Source organism: Gammaproteobacteria bacterium, from assembly GCA_030949385.1.
In the GTDB taxonomy this organism is placed as follows: domain Bacteria; phylum Pseudomonadota; class Gammaproteobacteria; order JAUZRS01; family JAUZRS01; genus JAUZRS01.
Genome location: JAUZSP010000003.1, coordinates 535,986 through 560,929, shown reverse-complemented (window position 1 = coordinate 560,929; position 24,944 = coordinate 535,986). Strand labels below are relative to the sequence as shown.

At 51.9% G+C, this 24,944-nt stretch carries 32 protein-coding genes; 20 read left to right on the top strand and 12 right to left on the bottom strand.

Features of this window, described 5'->3' with window-relative positions:
- Positions 1 to 5: 5 nt before the first annotated feature.
- From Q9O24_06395 to Q9O24_06375, 5 genes are read right to left on the bottom strand one after another with little or no spacing between them, the layout of a single operon-like run.
- Entirely contained in the window at positions 6 to 224 is a 219-nt protein-coding gene (locus tag Q9O24_06395) for a hypothetical protein (GenBank protein MDQ7074777.1), read from the bottom strand.
- The gene (locus Q9O24_06390; GenBank protein MDQ7074776.1) at positions 208 to 486 is read right to left on the bottom strand and encodes a BrnT family toxin; all 279 of its coding nucleotides are present in this window, start codon (positions 484 to 486) and stop codon (positions 208 to 210) included. Before Q9O24_06390 ends, Q9O24_06395 begins: the two co-directional genes overlap by 17 nt.
- The gene (rsmD, locus tag Q9O24_06385; GenBank protein MDQ7074775.1) at positions 476 to 1,078 is read right to left on the bottom strand and encodes a 16S rRNA (guanine(966)-N(2))-methyltransferase RsmD; all 603 of its coding nucleotides are present in this window, start codon (positions 1,076 to 1,078) and stop codon (positions 476 to 478) included. Before rsmD ends, Q9O24_06390 begins: the two co-directional genes overlap by 11 nt.
- A complete protein-coding gene (locus Q9O24_06380) occupies positions 1,050 to 2,387 on the bottom strand; it encodes a pitrilysin family protein (GenBank protein MDQ7074774.1) in 1,338 nt (445 codons plus the stop codon). Before Q9O24_06380 ends, rsmD begins: the two co-directional genes overlap by 29 nt.
- Positions 2,384 to 3,757, bottom strand: coding sequence for a pitrilysin family protein (locus Q9O24_06375; protein ID MDQ7074773.1), 1,374 nt, complete (start codon positions 3,755 to 3,757; stop codon positions 2,384 to 2,386). The genes Q9O24_06380 and Q9O24_06375 overlap by 4 nt, the downstream gene beginning before the upstream one ends.
- A gap of 86 nt (positions 3,758 to 3,843) precedes the next feature.
- On the opposite strand from Q9O24_06375, the gene ftsY reads away from it, so the two are divergent.
- From ftsY to Q9O24_06345, 6 genes are all read left to right on the top strand, one after another.
- Positions 3,844 to 4,827, top strand: a complete 984-nt coding sequence (ftsY, locus tag Q9O24_06370) for a signal recognition particle-docking protein FtsY (GenBank protein MDQ7074772.1) — start codon at positions 3,844 to 3,846, stop codon at positions 4,825 to 4,827.
- A complete protein-coding gene (gene ftsE / locus Q9O24_06365) occupies positions 4,824 to 5,516 on the top strand; it encodes a cell division ATP-binding protein FtsE (GenBank protein MDQ7074771.1) in 693 nt (230 codons plus the stop codon). Before ftsY ends, ftsE begins: the two co-directional genes overlap by 4 nt.
- A complete protein-coding gene (ftsX, locus tag Q9O24_06360; protein ID MDQ7074770.1) occupies positions 5,503 to 6,474 on the top strand; it encodes a permease-like cell division protein FtsX in 972 nt (323 codons plus the stop codon). The genes ftsE and ftsX overlap by 14 nt, the downstream gene beginning before the upstream one ends.
- 12 nt (positions 6,475 to 6,486) lie before the next feature.
- Positions 6,487 to 7,278, top strand: coding sequence for a response regulator (locus tag Q9O24_06355; GenBank protein MDQ7074769.1), 792 nt, complete (start codon positions 6,487 to 6,489; stop codon positions 7,276 to 7,278).
- 66 nt (positions 7,279 to 7,344) lie between these two features.
- The gene (gene rpoH, locus Q9O24_06350; protein MDQ7074768.1) at positions 7,345 to 8,214 is read left to right on the top strand and encodes an RNA polymerase sigma factor RpoH; all 870 of its coding nucleotides are present in this window, start codon (positions 7,345 to 7,347) and stop codon (positions 8,212 to 8,214) included.
- 102 nt (positions 8,215 to 8,316) lie between these two features.
- On the top strand, positions 8,317 to 9,357 hold the full coding sequence (locus Q9O24_06345) for a GGDEF domain-containing protein (GenBank protein ID MDQ7074767.1): 1,041 nt from the start codon (positions 8,317 to 8,319) through the stop codon (positions 9,355 to 9,357).
- A 53-nt stretch (positions 9,358 to 9,410) separates the two neighbouring features.
- Here the strand turns inward: Q9O24_06345 and Q9O24_06340 are convergent, their stop codons facing one another.
- Genes Q9O24_06340 through Q9O24_06330 form a run of 3 tightly spaced genes read right to left on the bottom strand, consistent with a single transcriptional unit; the run spans position 9,411 to position 11,244 of the window.
- On the bottom strand, positions 9,411 to 9,596 hold the full coding sequence (locus Q9O24_06340; protein MDQ7074766.1) for a DUF2892 domain-containing protein: 186 nt from the start codon (positions 9,594 to 9,596) through the stop codon (positions 9,411 to 9,413).
- Positions 9,597 to 9,620: 24 nt separating this feature from the next.
- Positions 9,621 to 10,022, bottom strand: coding sequence for a lactoylglutathione lyase (gloA, locus tag Q9O24_06335; GenBank protein ID MDQ7074765.1), 402 nt, complete (start codon positions 10,020 to 10,022; stop codon positions 9,621 to 9,623).
- A gap of 4 nt (positions 10,023 to 10,026) precedes the next feature.
- A complete protein-coding gene (locus Q9O24_06330) occupies positions 10,027 to 11,244 on the bottom strand; it encodes an argininosuccinate synthase (protein ID MDQ7074764.1) in 1,218 nt (405 codons plus the stop codon).
- Between the two features lie 139 nt (positions 11,245 to 11,383).
- On the opposite strand from Q9O24_06330, the gene rnd reads away from it, so the two are divergent.
- The 3 genes from rnd (at position 11,384) to Q9O24_06315 (ending at position 14,096) form a co-directional block, all read left to right on the top strand.
- Positions 11,384 to 12,547 carry a ribonuclease D gene (gene rnd, locus Q9O24_06325; protein MDQ7074763.1) on the top strand — a complete coding sequence of 388 codons (1,164 nt, stop codon included), beginning with the start codon at positions 11,384 to 11,386 and terminating at the stop codon, positions 12,545 to 12,547.
- A gap of 10 nt (positions 12,548 to 12,557) precedes the next feature.
- Positions 12,558 to 13,319 (top strand): acyl-ACP--UDP-N-acetylglucosamine O-acyltransferase, encoded by a 762-nt coding sequence (gene lpxA / locus Q9O24_06320; GenBank protein MDQ7074762.1) that lies wholly within the window; start codon positions 12,558 to 12,560, stop codon positions 13,317 to 13,319.
- A 69-nt stretch (positions 13,320 to 13,388) separates the two neighbouring features.
- Positions 13,389 to 14,096, top strand: coding sequence for a hypothetical protein (locus Q9O24_06315; protein ID MDQ7074761.1), 708 nt, complete (start codon positions 13,389 to 13,391; stop codon positions 14,094 to 14,096).
- Positions 14,097 to 14,139: 43 nt separating this feature from the next.
- On the opposite strand, the gene Q9O24_06310 is transcribed toward Q9O24_06315, so the two are convergent.
- Positions 14,140 to 14,334, bottom strand: coding sequence for a hypothetical protein (locus Q9O24_06310; GenBank protein ID MDQ7074760.1), 195 nt, complete (start codon positions 14,332 to 14,334; stop codon positions 14,140 to 14,142).
- Positions 14,335 to 14,575: 241 nt separating this feature from the next.
- Between Q9O24_06310 and Q9O24_06305 the strand changes: the two genes are divergently transcribed.
- Together Q9O24_06305 and Q9O24_06300 are read left to right on the top strand one after the other, a co-directional pair.
- The gene (locus tag Q9O24_06305) at positions 14,576 to 16,180 is read left to right on the top strand and encodes a L,D-transpeptidase family protein (protein ID MDQ7074759.1); all 1,605 of its coding nucleotides are present in this window, start codon (positions 14,576 to 14,578) and stop codon (positions 16,178 to 16,180) included.
- A gap of 37 nt (positions 16,181 to 16,217) precedes the next feature.
- The gene (locus tag Q9O24_06300; protein ID MDQ7074758.1) at positions 16,218 to 16,772 is read left to right on the top strand and encodes a DUF882 domain-containing protein; all 555 of its coding nucleotides are present in this window, start codon (positions 16,218 to 16,220) and stop codon (positions 16,770 to 16,772) included.
- 7 nt (positions 16,773 to 16,779) lie between these two features.
- Here Q9O24_06300 and Q9O24_06295 read toward each other — a convergent pair whose 3' ends face one another.
- Entirely contained in the window at positions 16,780 to 17,169 is a 390-nt protein-coding gene (locus Q9O24_06295; protein ID MDQ7074757.1) for a DUF1499 domain-containing protein, read from the bottom strand.
- A 64-nt stretch (positions 17,170 to 17,233) separates the two neighbouring features.
- Positions 17,234 to 17,896, bottom strand: a complete 663-nt coding sequence (locus tag Q9O24_06290; GenBank protein MDQ7074756.1) for a TIGR04211 family SH3 domain-containing protein — start codon at positions 17,894 to 17,896, stop codon at positions 17,234 to 17,236.
- 141 nt (positions 17,897 to 18,037) lie between these two features.
- On the opposite strand from Q9O24_06290, the gene Q9O24_06285 reads away from it, so the two are divergent.
- Complete coding sequence (locus Q9O24_06285) at positions 18,038 to 18,631, top strand: chorismate lyase (GenBank protein MDQ7074755.1); 594 nt, start codon at positions 18,038 to 18,040, stop codon at positions 18,629 to 18,631.
- On the opposite strand, the gene rrtA is transcribed toward Q9O24_06285, so the two are convergent.
- Positions 18,609 to 19,202, bottom strand: a complete 594-nt coding sequence (gene rrtA, locus Q9O24_06280; GenBank protein MDQ7074754.1) for a rhombosortase — start codon at positions 19,200 to 19,202, stop codon at positions 18,609 to 18,611. The two genes, Q9O24_06285 and rrtA, sit on opposite strands and share 23 nt — an antisense overlap.
- A 153-nt stretch (positions 19,203 to 19,355) precedes the next feature.
- Between rrtA and gspG the strand changes: the two genes are divergently transcribed.
- The 8 genes from gspG to Q9O24_06240 are packed head-to-tail and all read left to right on the top strand — an operon-like array spanning position 19,356 to position 24,825.
- Positions 19,356 to 19,793, top strand: a complete 438-nt coding sequence (gene gspG / locus Q9O24_06275; GenBank protein MDQ7074753.1) for a type II secretion system major pseudopilin GspG — start codon at positions 19,356 to 19,358, stop codon at positions 19,791 to 19,793.
- Between the two features lie 23 nt (positions 19,794 to 19,816).
- On the top strand, positions 19,817 to 20,359 hold the full coding sequence (gspH, locus tag Q9O24_06270; protein ID MDQ7074752.1) for a type II secretion system minor pseudopilin GspH: 543 nt from the start codon (positions 19,817 to 19,819) through the stop codon (positions 20,357 to 20,359).
- A complete protein-coding gene (gene gspI / locus Q9O24_06265) occupies positions 20,356 to 20,775 on the top strand; it encodes a type II secretion system minor pseudopilin GspI (protein ID MDQ7074751.1) in 420 nt (139 codons plus the stop codon). Before gspH ends, gspI begins: the two co-directional genes overlap by 4 nt.
- The gene (gene gspJ, locus Q9O24_06260; protein MDQ7074750.1) at positions 20,772 to 21,374 is read left to right on the top strand and encodes a type II secretion system minor pseudopilin GspJ; all 603 of its coding nucleotides are present in this window, start codon (positions 20,772 to 20,774) and stop codon (positions 21,372 to 21,374) included. Before gspI ends, gspJ begins: the two co-directional genes overlap by 4 nt.
- Positions 21,374 to 22,408: a type II secretion system minor pseudopilin GspK gene (gspK, locus tag Q9O24_06255; GenBank protein ID MDQ7074749.1), complete on the top strand. Its 1,035-nt coding sequence runs from the start codon at positions 21,374 to 21,376 to the stop codon at positions 22,406 to 22,408. The genes gspJ and gspK overlap by 1 nt, the downstream gene beginning before the upstream one ends.
- Positions 22,380 to 23,585 carry a type II secretion system protein GspL gene (gene gspL, locus Q9O24_06250; GenBank protein ID MDQ7074748.1) on the top strand — a complete coding sequence of 402 codons (1,206 nt, stop codon included), beginning with the start codon at positions 22,380 to 22,382 and terminating at the stop codon, positions 23,583 to 23,585. The genes gspK and gspL overlap by 29 nt, the downstream gene beginning before the upstream one ends.
- Positions 23,582 to 24,067, top strand: a complete 486-nt coding sequence (gene gspM, locus Q9O24_06245) for a type II secretion system protein GspM (protein ID MDQ7074747.1) — start codon at positions 23,582 to 23,584, stop codon at positions 24,065 to 24,067. The genes gspL and gspM overlap by 4 nt, the downstream gene beginning before the upstream one ends.
- Positions 24,064 to 24,825: a type II secretion system protein N gene (locus Q9O24_06240; GenBank protein MDQ7074746.1), complete on the top strand. Its 762-nt coding sequence runs from the start codon at positions 24,064 to 24,066 to the stop codon at positions 24,823 to 24,825. Before gspM ends, Q9O24_06240 begins: the two co-directional genes overlap by 4 nt.
- Positions 24,826 to 24,944 lie beyond the last annotated feature (119 nt).

Here is a 24,944-nt window from a genome sequence, read left to right as displayed (position 1 = left end):
ACGCTCTAGGGTTTAGTTCTATTTCTCTTTAATTCCGTACCCGCCAACTCCATCAACATTCTCAAGGCATGATTCACCGCTTCAGAATCCTTAAACACCTGAGCAATATCTGCTTCCAAAAAAACCACATTTACACCTTCACTATACGATTTATGATGTTTGCCACGCACCGCCTGTGAAAAATCGTATTCTGCTCGAATTTCATCATCAATGTTTTTGTGCATAATATTTCTGCTCTCGCTGTGTTGCTGATCGCGCGCTGATAATTCGAATAGAGTCCAACTCCCTTTCAGTATATGACACTATCAATAATCGGCCCATTCTGGATTTTCCAATACTGATAAAACGATACTCGTCTGAAGAGTGATCTGGATCTACAACGGTCAATTCAAAAGGATCAGCAAAAACACTACTGGCTTCTGAAAAACTAACCTGATGTTTTTTCTCGTTGCTCTGCGCCTTATTTTTATCCCATTCAAACTTCAGCATTCAGCCCCACCTCCAACAACCACACCTGCACCTCTCCCATACGTTTCTCTTTCAAAATCTGCCAAGACTTAGGAAACACCAACTGAGTACGCAACGGCTGCTCAATGTAAATCAGCGCCCCTTCCGCCAACCAGCCCTGCTCCAGCAGGGCAAAAATCTGCGGCAAAATATCAAAAGCAAACGGCGGATCGAGAAAAACAAGATCAAACGGTGTTGGAGTCTGTTGCAAATAATGCTCGGCTTGCATGTTTTGTAGCTGGACTTGATCCGCCTTTAACAACTCGATATTGGCCGCCAAACTGCGCGCCACCTGAGGATTCGCCTCCAGCATCACCACCTCAGCGGCGGCACGAGAAGCGGCTTCAAAACCCAAAGCACCGCTGCCCGCGAACAGATCCAAGCACCGCCCCTCGGCTAAATAAGGCTGCAACCAATTAAACAGAGTTTCGCGCAGGCGATCCCCCGTCGGCCTCAGCCCCAGAGCATCAGGAAAACTCAACTTACGCCCCCGCCAACGCCCACCGATGATGCGCAGCCGATTGCTGCCCCCCGCAGAGGTTCTACTCGCGACGCGCTGTTTTTTGCTCATTGGCCACCTCAACCGTTTGATCACCCACAATCACCGTCACCATTTTGTCTGGGTGCAGGCGCTGCTGAAACGCCGTCGTCACCTGTTCCAAGCTCACCGACGTAATCCGCTGATCAAATTTATCCAAATAATCCAACGGCAAGTGATAAAAACCGATCATCGCCAAGTACTGCACCAACTTTTTATTGCTGTCGATGCGCAGCGGCGCAGCGCCGGTAATGTTGCGAATCGAGGCATCCAACTCCTCAGCACTGGGGCCTTCTGTAATGAATTTTTGCAATTCACGATTCACAATCTCCAGCGACTCCTCCACCTGATCGTTGCGCGTTTGCAGACCCATCTCAAAGGGACCGGCCTGCTCCATCGGTGAAAAATAGCTGTAAACACTGTAAGCCAAACCGCGTTTTTCCCGCACTTCTTGCATCAAACGCGAACTAAAACCGCTGCCACCAAAGGTGTGGTTGCCCACATAAAGAGGGTAAAAATCAACATCGGTACGGCTCATGCCCGCTTGACCAATGCTGATGTGAGACTGCTTGGAAGGGAATTGAATCCGAATCAACTGTGCTTTTTTCAGCTCTGGAATGGGCGGCAGCGCAGCGGCTTTTTCACCCGTCGGCAGACCCGAACTGATGCGCTCAGCCAGAGCTTCCGCTGCCGCTCGATCCAGATCCGCCACAATCGCAATCACGGCATTTTTAGCCACATAAAAACGCTGATAAAAAGCCAAAATCTGTTCGCGCTGAATCACCGGCAGACTCTCTTCCGTACCCCCTGGAGGAGAAGCCAACGGATGGGTGCCGTACACCGCTTTATAAAAGGCTTTGCTGGCCAAGGCGGAAGGCGACTGCTTGGCATTTTTTAGCGAGATCAACATCTGCTTGCGAATGCGATCAATCTCACTCTGCTCAAAACGCGGCTGCTGTAAAATGGTGTTAAACACTTCAAAAGCCGGTTTAAAAAACCGCTCCTCACGCAAGCTGCGCAGACTCAGCACCGCCATGTCACGCAAGGACTCCAAACCCAAACGCGCGCCAACGCCTTCTAATTGCGTGGCGATCTGCTGCGCGTTGAGGTCACCGGCAGCCGTATCCAGCAAATTATTGGTGAGCTTCGCCACCCCAGAAAGACCGTTGTCACGCACGCTGCCTGCGGCGAACACCACCCGCAGATCCACAATCGGCAACGCCGTGCTGGGGACAAACAGCACCTTCGCGCCATTTTTCGTCTGCCAATGCTGAATCTGCGGCACTGCCACAGCCAAAGGCGCAACCAACAACAGCGTAAAACTCAATAAAAGGCGCTTCATAATTTATCTCCACGTAAGCCAGCACGACTGGCAGGCGGCTTTTTCGCCGTTTCCAGTGGCAGCGGCTCAAGACGTGCCACGGTCAACTGTTCCATATTCAAGTACTCACGCGCCACCTGCGCCACCTGTTTAACCGTCACCGCTTGAATACCGGCCAAATACTGATCCAAGGCGCGATAACCCACGCCATTGGTTTCCAAAATACCAATCTGCATCGCCTGATAAAACATCGAATCACGCTCATACACCGAACTGGCCAAAACACCGGCCTTTACACGGTTCAGCTCAGCGGCAGAAATTTTGCCCTGTTTAAGCAACTCCACCTCAGCCAGCAAAGCCGTTTCCAGTGCATCCAAATCATGATCTTGAGCGGGAATGCCATCCAGCACCAACATCGCATCGAGACGACCGTGCAGGTTGTAACTGGCACCGGCACTGGCGGCCAACTGCCGACTGCGCACCAAACGATCACTGAAACGGGCGCTGTCACCGCCGTCTAAAATACCCACCAACACCTCTAAGGCATAGGCTTTCCAAGGCTCATCGACGCTTTTCAAAACGGGGGTTTTATAACCCATAATCAAGTAGGGCAGTTTGGCGGGCAATTTTAAGGTTAAACGTTGCGTGCCGTGCTGTTGCACTTCTGCGCGAGCTTTAATAAGGGGCTGTTTAGACGGTTTCAGCGCACCAAAATGGTGTTTAGCCAGCGCAAAAACCTCAGCGGGTTTAACGTCCCCCACCACCACCAAAGTGGCGTTGTTGGGCGCGTACCACGCCTCGTACCACGTTTGCGCGTCTTCCAGCGTCAGCGAATCAAGGTCTCCCATCCAACCGATAACCGGATTGCCATAAGGGCTGCTGCTGTAGGCCACCGATTTAAAACGCTCGTAGGTCAGCGAACGGGGTTTGTCGTCGGTGCGCATCCGGCGCTCCTCTTTGACCACATTGACCTCTTTGGCAAACTCCGTGGCATCCAGACGCAAATTACGCATCCGATCCGCTTCCAATTCCAAACAGAGGCCAAGGCGATCTTTATTAATCCGTTGGAAATAGGCGGTGTAATCGCTGCTGGTGAAGGCGTTTTCTCGCCCCCCGTTTAACGCGATGATGCGTGAAAACTCACCAGAAGCGTGTTTTTCCGTGCCCTTAAACATCATATGCTCCAACACATGAGAAACGCCCGTGATACCGCCGTGTTCGTAGCTGCTGCCGACCTTGTACCAGATCTGCGACACCACCACCGGCGCACGATGATCTTCTTGTACTAGAATTTTCAAACCGTTGTCGAGCTGAAACTCGTGTACCTCAGTGGCCTGCAACACACCACTGACAAACATCAGGCTTAACGCCCACATCCACCCTCTTTTCACAATTATGTTTCCTTTAACTTTGGTCGTACCCACACCGGTGGTAGGATACCGCTTTTATCACCGCACTGTTTCACAGCCAAACGCCCATGAGCCTATTCAGTTTTCGCAGAAAGAAAAAAGTTCCAGACGAATCATCTTCTCAATCAGCAGAGAAAGATCTTAGCAAGAAGCTAGGCAAAACGCGCTCCCGTTTCACCGATGGCTTGCTGGATTTTTTTCTCGGCAAAAAACCCATCGACGATGACCTGCTCGAAGAGCTGGAAACCCACCTGCTGGTGGCCGACACCGGCGTGGATGTCACTCAACGAATAATGGACAAATTAGGCCAGAGCATCAGCCGCAAACAAGTGAACGACAGCGAGGCACTAAAAGCGCTCTTGCAACAAGAGCTGAACGACATCCTCATCCCTTGCGAACAGCCTTTAGAGATCAGCGAGAGCAAAAAACCCTATGTCATTTTAGTGGTGGGGGTGAACGGTTCGGGCAAAACCACCACCATTGGCAAACTCTCCAAACGGCTCAAAGAAGCCAACCTCTCCGTCATGTTGGCCGCCGGTGACACCTTCCGTGCCGCCGCCGTGGAGCAACTGCAAGCGTGGGGCGAACGCAATCAGATTCCCGTCGTCGCGCAAGGCAGCGGCGCCGACTCCGCTTCGGTGATTTTTGATGCGCTGCAATCGGCCAAAGCCAAAGGCGTTGATGTACTGATCGCCGACACCGCCGGACGGCTGCACACCCAAGCAGGTTTGATGGACGAGTTGAAAAAGGTCAAACGGGTATTGACTAAGTTGGATGCCGAAGCTCCCCATGAAACCCTGCTGGTGCTGGACGGCGGTACAGGCCAAAACGCCCTCACTCAAGCGGAGCAATTTCATAAAGCCGTTGGCCTGACCGGACTGGCCATCACCAAATTGGATGGCACCGCCAAGGGCGGCATCGTCTTTGCCATCGCGCAGAAACTGGCGTTACCGATCCGTTTTATTGGCGTTGGGGAAAAAGTTGAAGATCTACACACCTTCAGCGCCAGTGAATACGTTAATGCCCTACTCAAAACCGATAAAAACTCATGATCCGCTTTGACCACACCAGCAAACGCTACCCTGGTGGACATGAGGCACTCACCAACCTCAACTTTCACATCGCCAGCGGTCAGATGGCGTTTCTCACCGGCCACTCGGGGGCGGGCAAAAGCACCCTGCTAAAACTGATTGCGGCCATTGAACCCAGCAGCCGAGGCCAAATCGTCATCAACGGCATGAACCTCTCCACCCTGCCGAATCGAAAAATCCCCACCTTGCGCCGTCAGATCGGCATGGTGTTTCAAAACCATCACCTTCTTTACGACCGCAGTGTCTACGACAATGTTGCGCTGCCTTTGATCATCGCCGGTTACAAACACCGTGAAATTGGCCGCCGAGTGCGAGCCTCACTGGATAAAGTCGGCCTACTGAATAAAGAGCGCGCCCTGCCCATCACCCTCTCCGGCGGTGAGCAACAACGGGTCGGCATCGCCCGTGCGGTGGTCAATCGCCCCCCACTGCTGCTGGCCGATGAGCCAACGGGCAACCTAGACCCCTTACTTTCAGAAGAGATCATGCGTCTGTTTATTGAGTTCAATCAGATTGGCACCACGGTGCTGATCGCCAGCCATGACTTAGAGTTGATCCGTCGTCTACAGCAGCCCATTATGACCCTCTACCAAGGGCGTCTGATTCAAAACGGCCTCAACCAAGGAAAACGCGCCGATGAAATCGCGTAAACAAGCACACGATTTTAAAATGCAGCGCGCCAAAGAGCATTTTTTTAAAGCCTATCTCTTCAATCATCTGCGCTCACTGCTCTTCAGCCTCGGCAAACTCTACCACGCTCCACTCGCTCACCTCACCACCATCAGCGTCATCGGCATTGCACTGGCGCTGCCCACCGCCCTCTACGCCCTGCTGATCAACGCCCAAGAGTTGAGTAAAGATTGGGACAGCCCCACCAGCATCTCCCTCTACTTGAAAAAAAGCGTCAGTGATAATGACGCGCAAAAACTGGCTCGGCAACTGGAAAAACGCGAAGAGGTGGTCTCAGTGCGTTTTATCAGCAGCCGTGAAGCCTTGAGCCAGTTTCGCCAATACCCAGGGTTTGGCGAGGCCATTGATAGCCTAAAAGAAAATCCACTGCCTTCGGTGTTGGTGCTCTACATTGCTCAGAAAGCGGAGAGCGAACCTCGTCTCTCGCTGTTTGCCCAGCAACTGCAAGAGCTGAAAAAAGTCGATCAGATGCAACTTGATCTGGAGTGGGTCAAACGACTGCGCGCCATCATCGCCATCATGCACCGTGGTGTGTGGCTGATTGCATCACTGCTCGCCATTGCCGTGCTGCTCATCATCGGCAACACCATTCGCCTCGACATTCAAAGCCGACGCGCTGAAATCGAAGTGATTAAATTGATCGGAGCCACCCACAGCTTTGTCCGCCGCCCTTTTCTCTACGGCGGTATTTGGTACGGTCTGTTGGGTGGCATTGTGGCGCTGTTTTTGGTCGAAGGTGGCCTGCTGCTGCTGCAAAACCCCGTTCATCAGCTCACACAGCTGTACGGCAGCCAATATCAACTTATCCGTTTAAATGGCGTTAACATCCTCAGCCTGATTATGCTCAGCACCTTTTTAGGCCTGATCGGCTCCTGGCTTGCTGTGCGCCGCCATTTGCACAGCGTAGAACCTCATTAAACAGTGATCCTCATGCGTAAATTCAATCACATTTTGATCGTCGATAACTCAAAAACCGCTCGCAAACTGCTGGCTCGCCGCATCCAACAAGAGCTGCCTAACATTCGCGTCATCTCTTGCGGCAGCGCCGCCGAAGCAATCCGACTGTTAATGGTCAATACCTTCGACTGCATCACCACCGCGATGCAACTGCCCGACGAAAGCGGCCTTAGTTTGGCGACTAAGGTACGCCGGATACCCAACTACCTCACCACCCCTGTGATTCTAATCTCCGGCGATACCGACCATCATTTGCAGCAGAAAGGGTACGCCGACGACATCACCTACTACATTGACAAATCAGAAGGCTTACAAAGCTACATTGAAGCCTTAAAAGGGTACTTGCCCAACAGCAACGCTACCCTGAAAGGACGGCGGGTGCTCTATGTGGAAAACAGCGCCTCGACCACCGCCGGTCTCCAAGCGATTCTAAACACCTTCGGCATCGCCGTCACCTACAGTAACGATGCCCGTCAAGCTCTGGAGATCATCACAGAGCACCAGCCCATCAAAGGCCAAGCCTTCGATCTGATCATCAGCGACCTCAGCCTGAGCGGTGAACTCTCCGCTTTGCAGTTGGTCGGATTGATCCGTACAGATTTAAACTACTCACCTCAGCAGTTGCCGGTAATTATTCTCTCCGCCAACCCCAGAGACGGTCAGCAGGTCTCCGAAGCCTTCAAAGCCGGAGCCAACTACTTTATTAACAAACCCATCTCTGCCGAGGCCTTAAGAGAACGCTTACAAGGCATTTTTTGGGGTTAGCCCTCGTTTCACACCCATGAACAGTGCTAATATCAAACAAACGCAACACGTTAAGGTAGGAGATTCATGAGCACGGCACTAATAAATTCCAATTATCACACCGCTATGCCCACTCCCGCAGGTGGCAACTTGGGCGGTTATCTGCAAACCATTGCCGAGATTCCGGTTTTTAGCCTTGAAGAAGAGCAAAAGCTGGCGCGCAAATTACGCCACGACAACGATCTGGAAGCGGCTCGTCGTTTGGTTCTCTCCCAGTTGCGTTTTGTGGTTCACATCGCGCGCGGTTACAACGGTTACGGCCTGCCACTGGCAGATCTAGTCCAAGAAGGCAACGTCGGCCTGATGAAAGCGGTCAAACGTTTTGACCCCGATGTCGGCGTGCGCTTGATCTCCTTTGCCGTACATTGGATTCGCGCTGAAATTCATGAATATGTCATTCGCAACTGGCGCATCGTCAAAGTCGCCACCACCAAAGCGCAGCGCAAACTGTTCTTCAAACTGCGCAGCTCCAAAACCCGTCTCGGCTGGCTGAACCACGCCGAAGTGCAAGCGGTGGCCAAAGATCTGGGTGTCAAACCGGAAACAGTGCTGGAGATGGAGTCTCGCCTCAGTCATCAGGACACCCCTTTTGATCTGGGCAACGACCAGAGCGACGACAGTCACAGCATCTCACCCTCCTCCTATCTGCAACAGGAAAACGCCGATCCCGCTCTACTGTTGGAACATCAAGATCACCTGCAGCAGCAGCAAGCGCAACTGAGCGACTCCCTCAAAAATCTGGATGAACGCAGCCAAGATATTCTGCAACAGCGCTGGTTAAGCGAGAAAAAAGCCACCCTGCACGAACTGGCTACCAAATACGGTGTTTCTGCGGAGCGCATTCGTCAATTGGAAAAAAGCGCGATGAAAAAATTGCGCGGCAGCATCGAAGCGTAAAACAAAACAGACTTACACTCTGTTAGGCAGCCGTAACAACGCTGCCTTTTTTGTGCTCAAAAAAAATGACTGGCTAGGTTTTTGCCTACATTCGTTTCAACTATGGAACATAAAACCTTATCAATGGTGGCCGACATCACCCAACAAAACGACGTCGATTCACTCAACCAGAGCTTCCTCATCGCCATCGCAGAATTGACCCCCTGTCATTCCATTTCGCTCTACCAAGCCTTCAAGGAAGATCTAAATAACGGCATTGAAGAGCTGTTGCGACTGGATAATTTGAAGAAAAATGACGCTTTTTTTTGCCATCAATGGAACACAAAAAGCACACGCATTACGTCCGACCCACAGTTAAAATGCAGCTTTCAAAAAAGCGACATTGCCTTCTATACAGAAGATCAACGAGCGGTTGCTCTGTTCCCCATTGTGCTGGACAACAAAATAACCTCTGTAATCAAAATCAGCAGCACAAACCCACTGACAACCCAATTAACCCTGATCAAAAATCTGCTAAAAATTTACCAAAATTACCTTTTTATTCTGAATGAAAGCGAACGTGACAAACTCACGGGCATTTTTAATCGACGCACGTTTGATAAAAAACTGCTGCTGCTGCTCAACCGCCAACGCACTCAACAATACGAATACAAAAGCGATCACCAACCACGCAAAACAGAACAAGACAGTACTGCTTGGCTGGCTATTTTGGACATCGATTTTTTCAAACGGGTGAACGATGACTATGGTCATCTGTACGGCGATGAAGTTCTACTGCTTCTGTCGCAACAGATGAAAGCCTTTTTTCGCAGCAGCGACCTGCTGTTTCGCTTTGGTGGTGAAGAATTTATTATTATCTTAGAACCGATACCTGAAGCCATGGCCGCACAAACACTGGAACGGTTCCGCATCGCCATCGAGCAGTTTCAATTCCCCGCCGTGGGTCACATCACCATCAGCGTCGGCTACGCAAAAATCGGCGCAAACGACTATCCACCTACGGTCTTAGAGCAGGCCGACCAAGCCCTTTATTACGCCAAAGAACATGGCCGTAATGCGGTGTTTGGCTACCAACTGTTGATTGACAACAATTTGCTCGCTCTGCCGCAGCAAGACGAGGGCAGTGTTGATCTGTTCTTTTAAACGGACACAAAAAGACCCGCTGTTAGCGGGTCTTTTGATAACGCCAAAGACGTTTATTTATTGGTATTAATACCAAAGATCAAATACGTCGGACACCAGCCCATCGCTGCCGTCACCCACGGCACCGCTGCCATAAGCCCCCACCAGCTCTGAAACAGCACGCCGCCGAGAAGAAAGACAAAACCCAACACCACACGGAATATTTTATCCGTTTTTCCAACATTTACGGTAACAGCCATAATATTCACCTCAAAAAGAGATCGCTATAACGGTTCTTGATGACGCTGTGCGCCCAACAACTCAATTTCATATCCATCGGGATCTTCAACAAAGGCAATGATCGTCTGACCGGCGTTCATCGGCCCCGCCTCACGAAGTACTTTACCGCCCTTATCTCGAATTTGACTGACCGCCTGATAGACGTCGTCCACTTCCAGAGCCAGATGACCAAAGCCCGTACCCTGAGTGTAGCTGCTGGTGTCCCAGTTGTAAGTCAACTCCAAAACGGCGTTGTCCTCTTCAGAGCCATAACCGACAAAGGCCAAGGTAAACTCCCCCTTTGGATACTCCTTACGGCGCAAAAGTGTCATCCCCAACACCTCGGTGTAAAACTGAATCGAACGATCCAGATCACCAACCCGCAACATGGTGTGTAAAATTCGCATCAGCTTAACCTCGACGATTGGCGGCAATGCGCAAGCGCAGCGCATTGAGTTTAATGAAACCGTCCGCGTCTTTCTGATCATACGCACCGGCATCGTCTTCAAAGGTCGCAATGTTTTCATCAAACAGCGAATCGCTGACGGACTGACGACCTACAACCATCACGTTGCCCTTATAGAGCTTGAGACGCACGATGCCGTTAACGTTCACCTGCGAGGCATCAATCAAGGCTTGCATAGCGGTGCGCTCAGGTGCCCACCAGTAACCGTTGTAGATCATTTTCGCGTAACGGGGCATCAGCTCATCTTTCAGATGCATCAATTCACGATCCATGGTCAACGACTCCATCGCCCGATGTGCCTTGAGTAAAATGGTGCCACCTGGGGTTTCATAACAGCCGCGAGATTTCATCCCCACGTAACGATTTTCAACAATGTCATCTCGACCAATGCCGTTTTCACCGCCAACTTTATTCAAATACGTCAGCACCTGCGCCGGGCTCATATCTTCGCCGTCAATGGAGACCACATCGCCCTTTTCAAACCCCAGCTCGATGTAAGTGGCTTGATCAGGGGCTTGCTCAGGAGAGAGTGTCCAGCGCCACATCTCTTCGTCATTGGCCTCGACCCACGGATCTTCCAACATGCCACCTTCATAGGAGATGTGCAGCAGATTGGCGTCCATTGAATAAGGGGATTTTTTACCTGCTTTGGCGTAATCCACTGGGATACCGTGTTTGGCAGCGTAGGTCATCAATTTTTCCCGCGAGAGCAGATCCCACTCACGCCACGGTGCAATCACTTTGACATCAGGCATCAAGGCATAGGCACCCAGCTCAAAACGGATCTGATCGTTGCCTTTACCCGTCGCACCGTGGGAGATGGCATAGGCACCGGTCTCTTGAGCGATCTCCACCAGACGTTTGGCGATAAGCGGGCGGGCAATAGAAGTACCAAGCAAGTATTCACCTTCGTAGATGGCGTTGGCACGGAACATGGGATAAACATAATCACGGACGAACTCTTCGCGCAGATCTTCGATGTAAATCTCTTTCACGCCCATCGCTTCCGCTTTGGCACGCGCCGGTTCAACCTCTTCGCCTTGTCCAATGTCAGCGGTAAAGGTGACCACTTCGCAGTCGTGCTCCTCTTCCAACCACTTCAAGATCACGGAGGTATCCAGACCACCCGAGTAAGCTAAAACGACTTTTTTTGTATCCGACATTGAACAAGTTCCCCTAAAAGGCTGAGATAGGCGTAAAAACAGTGCGAGGATTCTACACCAAAGCGGCTTGCTGTGGTGAGAGGGGGAAAGAGCCAGAACCTCTCTACCCAGAAACGGGCAAGCCTGCTATTCTGCCACCATGAATACAAACCCCATTCAATACATCGACACCCCCGCCGCCCTCGAACAACTCTGTCAACAGCTGCACGATGCCCCTTGGATCGCACTGGACACCGAATTCTTACGAGAAAAAACCTACTACCCACAGCTCTGCCTGCTGCAACTGGGGACCACGGAGATCACCGCCTGCATTGATCCCCTCGCGCTGCCCAACCTCGACCCATTGCTACCGCTGTTTGATAACCCCAACATCACCAAAATTTTTCACGCGGGCAGCCAAGATCTGGAGATTCTCTTCCAGCTCAATGGTCGCCTGCCCAGCCCGCTGTTTGATACCCAAATCGCCGCGCCACTGCTCGGCCACAACGAACAGATCGGTTACGCCAATTTAGTCAATGAAGTGCTCGGTGTGCAGCTGGAAAAAGCCCACTCCCGCGCCGACTGGACCCGCCGCCCACTGCCCGAAGCGCAGATAAACTACGCCGCCGACGACGTGATCTACCTAGGCCAGATCTACAAAAAACTGCAACAACAGCTGCAACAGAAAGATCGCCTTCAATGGCTCGACGACGACTTTCAAGCCCTCACCGACACAGGGCGTTATCAGATTGACCCCAACACCATCTGGCAAAAACTGCGCGGCTTGGAACGCCTAAAAGGAGAATCCCTCTCCATCGCCCAGCAGCTCTGCATTTGGCGTGAAGAGCAGGCGCAGAAAAAAAATCTGCCGCGCAAATGGCTGCTCAAAGACGAAGTCGTGCTTGATCTGGCGCTGCAAAAGCCGAACAACCAAATCGAGCTGGGGCACATTCGTGGTCTCACAGATCGGTTTGTTAAACAGACCGGCAAGGTGCTGCTGAAACTGCTCAGTGAAGCCCGTCAGCAACAGCCTCAACCTCTGCCAGCCTTTATGAAAAAGAAACGCCCCAAAGCGGAGCATGAAGCGGTTGCCGATCTACTGATGGCGATGGTGCGCCAGCGAGCAGAAGAACAATCCCTCAACCCCAATGTCATCACCCAACGCAAAGAGCTGCTGAAATTCATTCAAGGCGAAACGGACCTGACTCTGCTCAGCGGCTGGCGCAATAAAATGATCGGCGCCGACCTGCAAGCGCTGCTCAATGGGACAGCCAACCTGTCGGTCAAAGGGGGAAAACTGACCCTCAACCGTAACCCAGAGTGAGGTTGTATTGATGACAGATCAGATCCACCCCAGCGCCATCGTCTCCAGCAAAGCGCAACTGGGTGAGCGGGTAAAAATCCACCCCTACGCCATTATCGACGATCATGTGATCATCGGTGACGACTGCGAAATCGGCCCTCATGCGGTCATTCACAACTTCGTTCGTATGGGCAAGGGCAATAAAATCCACGCTCATGCGGTGCTGGGTGATCTGCCACAAGACCTCAGTTTTGACCAACGCGAAACCTGGGTCGAGATCGGCGCGCACAACGTCATTCGTGAAGCCGCCACCATTCACCGCGCCACCTCTGATGAACGTCTCACCCGCGTTGGCAACCACTGTTATCTGATGGGCAACACTCACGTTGGTCACGACTGCACGCTGGGGGATTACGTGATTATGGCCAACAACGCCGGTTTGGGTGGCCACACCCACGTTGACGACCGCGTTACTCTCGGTGCGGGCGCACTGGTTCATCAATTCTGCCGCATTGGTGCCTACTCAATGATCGCCGCCTTTACCGGCACCCGCAAAGACATTCTGCCCTTTACCATGAGCGCCGGTCAGCCGTTGAAACATTACCGCCTCAACAGCATCGGTCTGCGCCGCAACGGCATCAAAGGCGCGGCCTTTAAAATCGTCGAGCAAGCCTACCGCCTCATTAAAAATGGCACAAAAGATTTGCGTGAACTAGAGCAGACCGCAGAGATAAAAAAGCTGCAACAGTGGTTGGATTCACCCTCAAAACGCGGTCTGTCGGGGTTTTTATAAGCACTCCGATAAGAGTGGCACTTAAACTGTAGTATTACGATTAATAGCCTATTTTCAGGAGCCGTTCGTATGCGCAGCAGCAACCCCCTCTCTTTTATCAGCAAACGCGCTTTATCGCTGCTACTGCTCAGCAGCCTTGTTTTATTGGCGGCTTGCTCGCCCAAATACGCCATCAAAGACCTCTACCCAGACAACGCGAAAAACTGCCTCTACAAAGCAAAACAGGTAAATTTACGCTGCCGTACCGAACATAAATCACAGGTGGATGTCTGCAAAATCAATCACAGCCAACTCTATCAAGAACAACTCAATCACTACAACCACGCTCTGCTGGATGCCACCGAAGCCTACACCAATTGCGACCATCATTGTGCTGAATTCCAGCACCAAGAGACGCAGCTCTCCTACTTTTTGCAACAAAATTGTGCGATCAATAACGGTACTTTTTCCTGTTCACGTCAATTTAAACGCAAACAGCACGAATACCAACAGGCTAAAAAAGCATACCTGCACTGTTCACACGGCTGCCAACTGCACCAAAATAATATCGACCAGATCAACCAGCAAAAACCCGTTTCAAAAGAAGCCGCCTGCAATGATTATTACGCAGCTTGTGTAGCCGAGTTTGATAAAAATTCAACACAGTGCGGTCGCTATAAAATCAGCTACTGCCAAGAAAACTGCGACAAAGCCGATTATTTGGTGAAATGCATTGAAGGCGACTGCCCAACTGAAGTACTGAAAAAATGGCAACATCGCATTGAGAAAAAACGCTGATCAGAAGAGGGGCTTTAAATCGAACCACGCCCCTGATAATCCCTCACCGACGTTGTAAACTCGCTCGCCAAGCGGGGTTTTTATCGCCCGTAGCCAACTTCAAATAACGCCCCACTTCGTTTTCATACCAGTAACAATCACCCTCGTTTGGCTCACACTCAAAGCCCCACCAAACCCCATTTTCATCTTGAGCCAACCACTCAATCCAAGCCGGTAAATCATCTCGATCAACAACCATGTGTTCCTCCAAAGATCTTAAGGGAAAGAAGCGCGTGTGAAACTCATCACATTTTCAGGTAAGCTTGAAAAAACGTCAATCTTATCGAGACAGGGTTAAGAAGGTTTTCTAAGTTGTTGTTCATACAAGAAAAAACATAAAGAACAACGCCTCTCTCGACATCTATGAACACGGATCAGTCATGATAAAACACTGTTTTTACAAGAGAAATACCGCTTTATTGCTGATACTCATCACTTTTATGCTGTTAGGCAAGGCTCATGCAGCCACCTCAACAGTGGAAAACATTCGTCTGCTCACCAAAGAGTGGCTGACAGAACAGACTCCATTTTCACAGCAAATTGACTCCCTGCACGTTCCAAACACCCTCAAACAACTCTATCAACAACGCCACTACCAACCCATCTGGTTTGATCAAACGGGCTTAAAACCCGAAGCAAAAGAGCTGCTAGTAGCGCTCTCAATCGCCGATGAAGAGGGTCTGTCACAGCACGATTATCATCGCCTTGGCATCCAGTGGCGCAGTTTTTCCGGCAAAAACAAACCACGCCTGCAAGCCGAACAAGAGCTGTTGCTCAGCGACGCCTTTTTTGGTCTTGCCAACCACCTCTACAGCGGTATTTTTACCGCCACAGAAAGTGATGGCAACTGGCATATCGATGCCCCAAAATTCGATGCACAGGCGCTGCTTACCGCACTGCAACAAGGTCATTCAATAAAAGAGCTGTTGCGCGCCCTCACCCCGCCACACCCTGGCTACCGTGCCTTACGCTCCTCTTTAGCCCGCTATCGACGCATCGAATCCGCCGGTGGATGGCCACCTATCGCTCGTGGCTCAGCCATTAGATTAGGAGCAAAAGACCCACGTTTAAACAATCTCCGTGACCGGCTGCTGATCAGCGGCGATCTAACTCTCTCCGCAGAGATCAATAACAACGTCTATGACAAAACCCTACAACAAGCGGTGAAAAACTTTCAACAACGAATGGGGCTGGAACCAGACGGCAAACTGGGTCCCCAAACCCTGCACGCCCTCAACACCCCTGTCAGCAAGCGCATTGAACACATCCAGCTGAATATGGTGCGTTGGCACTGGTTGCCCCGAGAACTGGGTAAAAAACACATTTTTGTCAATACGGTCAGTTTCGAATTGGATCTGATCGACAACTACCGCCCCGCACTGAATATGAAGGCCATCGTTGGAAAAACCTACCGCAGCACGCCCGCGTTTAGCGAAAAACTGACCCACTTCGTGCTCAACCCCTCTTGGTACATCCCCGCCAACATCCTCAGAAAAGACATTCTGCCCGAGGTCAAAAAAAATCGTGATTACCTACAATGGAAAAACATTCATGTGCAAAAAGTAAAGGGCGATAAGGTTGAAGAGATACCCTTAGAAAAGGTCGAATGGACAGAATTTTTCTCCAACAAATCCCCCTATCGGCTGCGCCAATCGCCCGGCAAACACAACGCTCTAGGGCAGGTAAAATTTTATATGCCCAACCCTTACGGCATCTACCTGCACGACACTCCCTCACGAAAGCTGTTCCAAAAAACCGTGCGCACCTTTAGCTCCGGCTGCATTCGCCTCGAACACCCCTTGGCTCTGGCCGCCTACTTGCTCAAAGACGAAGCCCAATGGAATCAAGCAAAATTGCACAAAGCCGTAAGCCAAAAACAGACTCGCTGGGTAAAACTGAGCAATCCGATCAGTGTCTATCTAACCTATTTCACCAGCTGGGTTGATGGCTCAGGACAGGCGCATTTTCGCCAAGACATGTATAAACGAGATCGGAAGTTACAGCAAAAACTGTTCGGTCAAACACTGCAAATGGCTCGGTTTTAAGACACAATAGAATCAACACGCAAGGAAGCCTTTTTTCATGAACCTGAATCACTACACACAAAACCGTCGCCGTTTTTTACAATTTGGCACTCTGCTGGCCGCTGGTTTTATCAGCACACCCACTCTGGCCAAACGTCAAACTCAAGAGCGAACATTGCATTTTTATAATCTACACACAGAAGAGAAGCTCAGCAGCACCTATTGGAGTGACGGTCACTATCAGAGATCCGAATTGAACGTTATAAACCGTCTGTTACGCGACCATCGCACCGATGAAATCACCCAGATCGACCCTCTGCTGCTCGATCTGCTGCACCACACCCAACAAAAACTCGGCAGTCGTCAGCCACTGCACATCATCTCCGCTTATCGCAGCCAAAAAACCAATACCAAACTGCGTCAACGCAGTCATAAAGTAGCCAAACGCAGTCTGCACACCCAAGGACGCGCCATCGACTTCTTTCTACCGGATCGTGAGCTGCATCAAATTCAACAAGCCGCGCTCAGTTTGCACGGCGGCGGAGTGGGTTATTACCCCAGAGGAAAAATACAGTTTGTGCATATGGACACGGGGAGAGTGCGCCGTTGGTAAAACCGCCTTAACGCAGTTTTTCCCGCAATAACTCGACTCGTTTTCGATTCACGCCAAAGTCCGTACGCCCAATTCTCGATGCAGATCGCACAGCGATCTGCTTCTCGTCAGGGTACAGTTGCAACTCCAAATCATCCACAAAACGAAACAGAAAACTGCGGCACTCTGCTTTCAAGTAAAACTCATTTTCAGATACAATTTTACAACGAGGCAGCACCAATACCGCCCGTTTAACTGTTTTCCAGGCTTCTTCTGCGGAAGCGGAAAAAACCAATGGAGCAATGTAATGCTCCGTGTCATCCGCTTGAGCAGCAGTAGAAACACAATTGGGCGAATCAGGGCAAACAGATAACGCTGACGGCTTGCCTCCCCTCTCATTAGCACTCACTGACGACATCAATAAACTCCCTAACAACACACCAAACAGTGGCAAAACCCGCATCATCCACTGACAAATCACACTAAAAACTGTCCCAAGAATTTTTCTTTTTAAAACGCAAACGAGGCAGAATCAAACCCAATAAAATACCGCCAAACAGCACCCCAGCGCCGACCATAAACCAGTTACGCTGCGACTCATCTTTGAAGGTTTCATTCTCTTTTTTCACCCGACTCAACTCCGTTTCCAACTGAGCAATGCGTCCTTTTAACTGATCGTTTTCACTGTAAATCGCCAAAGTATTGGCAGCGGTACGTCGAATGTCCGTCAACGCCTTGTTCAGCTCAAGGTTTGTTTCCTTGCACAGGCTAAGCTCTTGCTGCAACTCTTGCTGCTCTTTCAAGAGGCTTTCGCTCTGTTGATTAAACAGCCGATTCTCCTCTTTCATACTCGCCATTCGGCTTTTAATTTTTGCCAAACGCTGTTCTGCCACCGGCCGTTTGATCGTCATGCGTTCCAGCACCCAACCTTCTTTTCCCGCTGTTGTTTTAACTTTACTGTAACCCCTTTCACCTTTTTTCATAACATTCAAACGGGTACCACTGGGCAACATACTAATGATCTTATGCCCTGTGCTCTGCCCCGAACGCAGCGTAATTTCGCACTGATCCGTAACATAACGCGTCTCAGCCCAACTCCATGACGAAACCGCTAATGCCGCCAGCAACACAAGAACTTTGTTCACAATCACTTCTTTAATCCCCTATAAACCGTCTATTTTGTTCAACAGTAAACGTACTCACACCACATTCGCGCCACAATCCTAGATATTGGCCTCAATGTAAAGCATTGGTTACAATCGCCCTCTTTTTAACTCGGAACGCCCATGCGAAATCCGCTCCACCAACGCTGGCTTAATGGCAGTCGTTTCCATCTCAATGCCGCCCCCAAAGCCCTCCGGCCTTGGTTGCAAGAGAGCGGCAGCCTCACGCAAAAATTGCTCAATGGCTGCAACAAAACCTTCAGCGTGCGCGTTTTAAAACAGCAGATTCGTTACGCTCAGCAAAAGGAAGCCCAACATTTGCAGATTCCCCTCGGCTCGCGTCTGATTGAGCGTGACGTACATCTGCTCTGCGGCCAAACCCCTTGGATCTACGCCCACACCCTATTGCCACTTTCCAGCTTAAAGGGCCATCAGCAACGTCTGGCCGCCATCGGCAACCGCCCGCTGGGGGCATTGCTGTTCACCGACCCCAGTTTGCGACGCGGCGCTCTACAGATCATTCGTATTCCCGCCAAACAAAGCCGCCAAATCACACACGTTACTCATCACAGCACCCTCTGGGGACGGCGCTCTCTGTTCCAAGTAGGCCAACACCCTCTGCTGGTCAGTGAATTTTTTCTCTCTGCCCTGCCGCTTGATGCCCACTCAAGCCCTTCCTTACGCCCTCGACACCTCAGTAAAAACGGCCGTCGCTAGCAGAACGGTTTTTAATTCTCAGCCACAAAAGCAGCGCCCCCAGCAGCAAACCCGTCAAACTGCCATAAAGGTGCGACTCCACCACCACCGTCATCCCCGAAGATTCCGCCCCGGGCATCGCGCCAATGGTGAGTTCATATAACAAGCGCCCAAACACCAACACAAACAGCAACAGGCCAAATTTCCATCCCTGTTGCAGCTCCAACATCGCCCCCACCACAAACGCCCCAAACACCGCCCCCGACAGACCGACATACCAACCCAACTGCGGCATAAAAAAGTACAACCCCAAACCCACTCCCAACGAACAAATGGACAACACCAACCACCAGCGCCAACCCTGTAGCAGAGGGCCAAACAAGCCTTGAATCAACGCCACTCCGGCCAAGTTCCTAAGCAAGTGCATCCAATCAAAATGAACTAAATTACCACTGTAGAGCAACCACCAAGCACCGCCATCAATGGCTTGACGATCAAAACGAATCACCGTGTTCATGCCCGTCGCCTGCAATAAAATACACAACACCGACAACACGATCACCCAAGCCCATCGACTCCATACGTCAGCCATCACCTCTCCTCAAGTCAATAAAATTATCATCATCAATCCAAATACGAGACGCAGCTTACAAAATCTCGATTCTGCTTAACAGCGACCAGCCAATAAGCCAACAAGCATGTTATTCTCTCGCCCATACTTATTTACTGTTGGAGCTGCCTTTAAATGAACCTCACCCATTCACGCCCTCACGCCCAGCAAGCGGGTTTCACCCTGATTGAAATCATGGTGGTCGTCGCCATTCTCGCCATTCTCGCCTCCGTGGTCATCCCACGCATTATGAGCGAACCGGACAAAGCGCGCGTGGTGAAAGCCAAACAGGACATCCGCGTACTGGAAAGCTCACTCGAACTCTACAAACTGGACAACTTCACCTATCCCAGCACCGATCAAGGGCTGGAAGCACTGGTGACACGCCCCAACGACGCCAACAACTGGAAAGAGGGCGGTTACGTTAAAAAACTGCCCAAAGATCCGTGGCAGCGTGAATACCAATACATCAGCCCAGGCGAACACGGTGAAATAGACGTCTACTCTCTGGGTGCCGACGGCATACCCGGTGGCGACAAATTTGCCGCCGACATCGGCAACTGGGATCTATAACTGATTTTCAACCCGAGCACCTTGTGACTCATCCCACCCCCCACTCAACCCACAGCGGTTTTACTCTGCTGGAACTGCTGGTGGTGATGACCTTAATCGGCATTCTCACCACCTTTGCGGTGCTGCGCATCGACTTTGGCAACCCCGCTGAACGGCAACAGAAAGAAGCGCAACGGTTGCTGCAACTGATGCATCTGGCCTCCCAACAAGCGCTGCTGCAATCCCGTCAGCTGGGGCTGCGTTTCGAAGCACAGCAGTACCAATTTTATCAACTCATCGACGGCAAACGCTGGCAAACGCTGCAAGAAAAACAGCTGCGCAAACGTGAACTGCCCGAAAATTTAACCTTTGAAATTCAAATCGAGGGGCTGAGCATCTCACTGGATGAACCAAGAGATGAGCAGCAGCAAAAGAGCCGCAAACCGCACATCTTCCTGCTCTCCAGCGGTGAGATTCTGCCCGATTTTGCCATTCTGATTCAAGATCAAGACTCCCGACTCCAGTACCGCATCGAACCCGGGGTGGAAAAAGCACTGCAACTGAAACGCGAAGGCGACTCTTTGTGAAAGCCCATGACGGTTTCACCCTAATCGAGGTAATGGTGGCACTGGCGGTGTTGGCCGTCGCCTTAGGTGCGCTGATCAAAGGCGCAGCCGACACCACCGCCAACAGCGGCTACCTACAGCAAAAAAGTTTTGCCACTTGGGTAGCAGCGAATAAAATCAGCGAACTGCGCCTGAAAAAAAAGTGGTTGGACAAAGGTAAGAAAAGCGGCACCGAAGAGATGGCCGGTTACAAATGGCACTGGAGCAGCGTCGTCAAAGCCACCCAGAGCAAAGAGATGCGCCGCCTTGATGTGGACGTTCGCCTGCACGCCAATGATGAAAATCCACTGGTCAAATTAGCCTCCTTTATTATTGACCCCAGCTTGAACGCCAAAGCGCCTCAAGCCGCCCCCGTTCCCAGCGCGCCGACACGATGAATAGAGTTTCACAACAGGCCTTCACCTTAATCGAGTTATTGGTGGCCATCGCCGTCTTCTCTGTGCTGGCAGTGGCCGCTTACAGTGGCCTCAGTTCGGTGTTGCAGACCCGCAGCATCACCGCCGAACGCTCCGATCAACTCAACGCCCTGCAACAGACCTTCTACTACTTCAGCGACGATCTGCAACAGATGATCGACCGCCCCATTCGGGATGAACTCGGCAGCCAACAGGCCAGTTTTATCACCAACCAAGGAGACTCGCTCATCTTGGCTTTCAGTCGCAGCGGTTGGCAAAACCCGCTTGGTAGCCCGCGCTCCCAACTGCAACGGGTCAGTTATTTACTGGAAGACGACACACTCTATCGCCAATATTGGCAGCATCTGGATCGCATCCAAGGTGCAAAAGTGCATCGTCGCCTGCTGCTCAGCGGTATCAAAGAGGTCGAATTGCGTTTTATGGATCAAAACAGCCGCTGGCAAACCCGCTGGCCCGATGCCCGTTCGGGCAAACCTGTCCCCCTGCCGCGCGCCATTGAGATCAAACTCACCTTAGAACCTTGGGGCGAAATCACCCGTCTGTTTGAGGTGCCCGGCTGATGCACTCAGCCTTTCGTTGTCAAGGGGTCGCGCTGATCACCGTACTGTTGGTGGTGGCGCTGGCCACCATCGCCACCACCGCGATGGTCTCTCGTCAGCAGATGGACATTCGCCTCACCCAAGCGCGCCTGCTGCTGGAGCAAGCGCGCCATGTGGCGCTGGCAGGGGAAGGCTTGGGCCGCGTGCTGCTCTCCCAAGACCGAAAAAAGAATACAACCGACGACCTGAGTGAAGATTGGGCCATGAGCACGCCGCCGCTGCCCATCGACAACGCCCAGATCATGGGCTGTGTCATCGACCAAAACAGCCGCTTTAACCTCAATAATTTAATCACCGCCCAAGGCAAACTGAACCCCGCTGCCAGCGGCCAACTGCAACGCCTGCTGCAACTGCTGGAGTTAGACCCCGCCCTCGCCAACGCCATCGAAGATTGGCTCGATGCCGACATCAACCCCAGTGGCAGTGGCGGCGCTGAAGATGATTTTTATTCCAGTCTGCCGCAGGCCTACCGCAGCGCCAACCGAGCCCTGCTCGACCTCAGTGAACTGCGCGCCGTGCGTGGCATCACCCCTGAGATCTTCACTAAACTCGAACCGTACCTGAGCGCACTGCCCAGCGTGACTAAAATCAACGTCAACACCGCCAGCGAACTGAATCTGCAAGCGTTGCACAGTAAAATCAGCGCAACGGCGGCCAAAACACTTTTGGATCAACGGCCAACGGCCAACAGCGCCTTGCCAGACGCAAACAGCCCAGTGGATAACAGCACCTCACAAGACGCCTTTAAAAACATAGACAACTTTATTCAACAGCTTGCCAACAGCGGTGTTAGCCTCACCATCAACGACAAAAGCCAGATTCGCCAGAGTGCCGATGTCAGCAGCGACTATTTTCAGACCCGAGTGATCGTCACTCTGGGCGCAGCACACTATATTTTATACAGTCTGCTCTACCGAGACGACAAAGGTGCCACTCGCGTTTTGCAGCGAGCAAGGAGAGAACAGCTTGGCCAAACCATTTGTAATCCGTTTTAACCCAACCCAACCTCAACAGGTCAGTTGGCGCGCGCCACAGAACGAACAGCAGGAGTCGCCCATTCAGCACGGCAGCTTAAATGACGCTGCGCTGCACGCACGCGGCCAAAATGTGCTGCTGCTGGTGGCGGGCAACGAAGTGCTGCTCACCCATGCCCGCGTGCCGAGCAAAAACCGCAGCCGCGTCTTAAGCGCCATCCCTTTCGCCCTTGAAGAGAGCCTGATCGACGATGTGGACGAGCTGCACTTTGCCATCGGCGAAGCAGAAGGCGATGAGTATCCCGTCGCGGTGATCAACAAACGCTATCTGGAAGATCTGCTAGAACAGCTCAACGCCGTTGGCCTTCGCCCTCAGACCCTGTTGCCCGAACCCTTAGCACTCGCTCAAGCCAATGAAGGCTGGTCGCTGCTGGTGGACGAGCAAAGAGCCATCATTCGCCAATCTGGACTGAAGGGCTTTAGCATCGAAACCGAAGCGCTGCCCGAGCTGCTCAGCAGCGCCATCGACTTTGCCGACACGGAAGCGCCCCAACGCTTAACCCTCTACCACTGCGCTGAAGGCGACGACCTGAATCTGAATACATTGCCCTTGGCCATTGACTACCACCGTTGTTCACACCCACTGGAACAACTCAATGACCGCTTGGAAAAACCGGCCATCAATCTACTGCAAGGGCAGTATCGCCGCCAAGACCCGCTGCAAAAACTCTGGCAACCGTGGAAACAACCGCTGGCCATCGCCGCCCTGCTGCTGCTCACCAGCAGCGTCGCTACGCTGTTGCAGCATCAGCAGCTCGGTGAACAAGAACAGCAACTTCGCAGCGAAATCGAACAAACCTTCCGCGCCACCTTTCCCAGCGTCAAACGAGTGGTCAATGCCCGCGCCCAGATGAAAACGCGGCTGAAAAAACTGCGCAGCGGTCAAGGTAATCTGCAAGGCCTGCTGCCACTGCTGGTCAGCAGCGCCCAACCGTTGGCGCAGGCGAAGAACATTCAGCTCAACGGCCTCAATTTTCGCAAAGGTTATTTGGATCTCGAAGTGAATACCGCTCAACTGCAAGCATTGGACAGCCTAAAACGGCAACTGGAACAGCGCCAACTGCGGGTCAAAATTCTCTCCGCCAATACCGAGAAAGGTCAAGTTAAAGGTCGCTTGCGACTGGAGGCAGGCTCATGAAACTCTGGTTTTCTCAGCTCGTACCACGAGAACAAAAATGGGTGCTGATGGGCGGCTCTCTGCTGCTGCTCACTTTAATCTACTTGCTGCTGATCGAACCTGCTCTGCTCGCACGAGAACAGCGCCAAAACAGCGTCAAGGCGCTGCAACAAGAGCTGCTCTGGATGCAGCAATCCCAGCAAGAAGCCCTCTCTCTCGGTGCTGGACAAACCAACAGCGGCACGCGCAGCAATGGCCAAGCACCCTACATTATTGTTGATGCCGCCATTCGCCGTGCGCGCCTCGGCACGCCGGAGCGCATTGACCCACAAGGAAAAAAAGGCACCAAAGTGCAATTTGCTCAGGTGGACTTTAACCAACTGATGAACATGCTCGCGGATCTGGAACTGAACCACGGCCTGCGGGTCATCAGCGCCAACATCAGCAAAATGCAAGCGGGCAAGGTCAACGCCCGCATCAGCGTAGAAAGGGGTGATAAATGAAGCTTCGTTACCTGCTGCCCCTGTTGCTGGTCAGCTACCTGCTCGCCCTGCTGATCAATCTGCCCGCCAGCCGTCTGCTCGGTTGGGTCGATATTAACCCTCTGCAACTGCACGGCATCTCCGGCAGCCTGCTCAACGGCCACGCCAATCGCCTGCAGATCGACCCAGAACAAAAAATAGACAACCTAAATTGGCACATCACCCTCAGCAGCCTGTTCAAAGCCCGTCTCGGCGCACACATGGAGTTTGGCTACCTCGGCGGTCAAGGCAACGGCCATGGGGCTGTTTCAGCCAGTCAGAGCCTGTACCTAAGCGAGACCCGTTTTGAGATCGCCGCCAAACAACTGGAAGCTCTGCTGCCGCTGCCACTGGCCACCTTCTCCGGTCAGATCAGCGCCGTGATCGACAATGCCATTATTAAACAGAGTGGCCCTGAGGCGATCAACGGTCGCCTCTTCTGGAGCAAAGCCAGTCTCACCACACCCATGCCCGCCACGGTCAAGCTGGGAGATGTACAGGCACTCATCAGCACCGAGAACGAATTGATCCAGCTGCAACTGAGCAACACCGGCGGTGACCTCTCTCTGAAGGGCAAGCTGACTCTGACACCTGCGGGCAATTATGACCTTGATCTGAAAATCACCCCCGCTCGTAACGTTTCCAGAGCCATTCTCAATGGCCTCAGCCAGATGACGCGACGGCAGTCTGATGGAAGCTATCGAATCAAGGACAAAGGCCAGATTAAGGAGCTGCTTTAAAGCATAATTGTCACGACTTTTGCTTTCTCAACGGCACTGAAGGTGAAATCAGTGGGCTTTTTCACAAAAAGTCATGAAAACACTGTTCTCACTCTCGATAAACCTGTGTTAGTATTCTC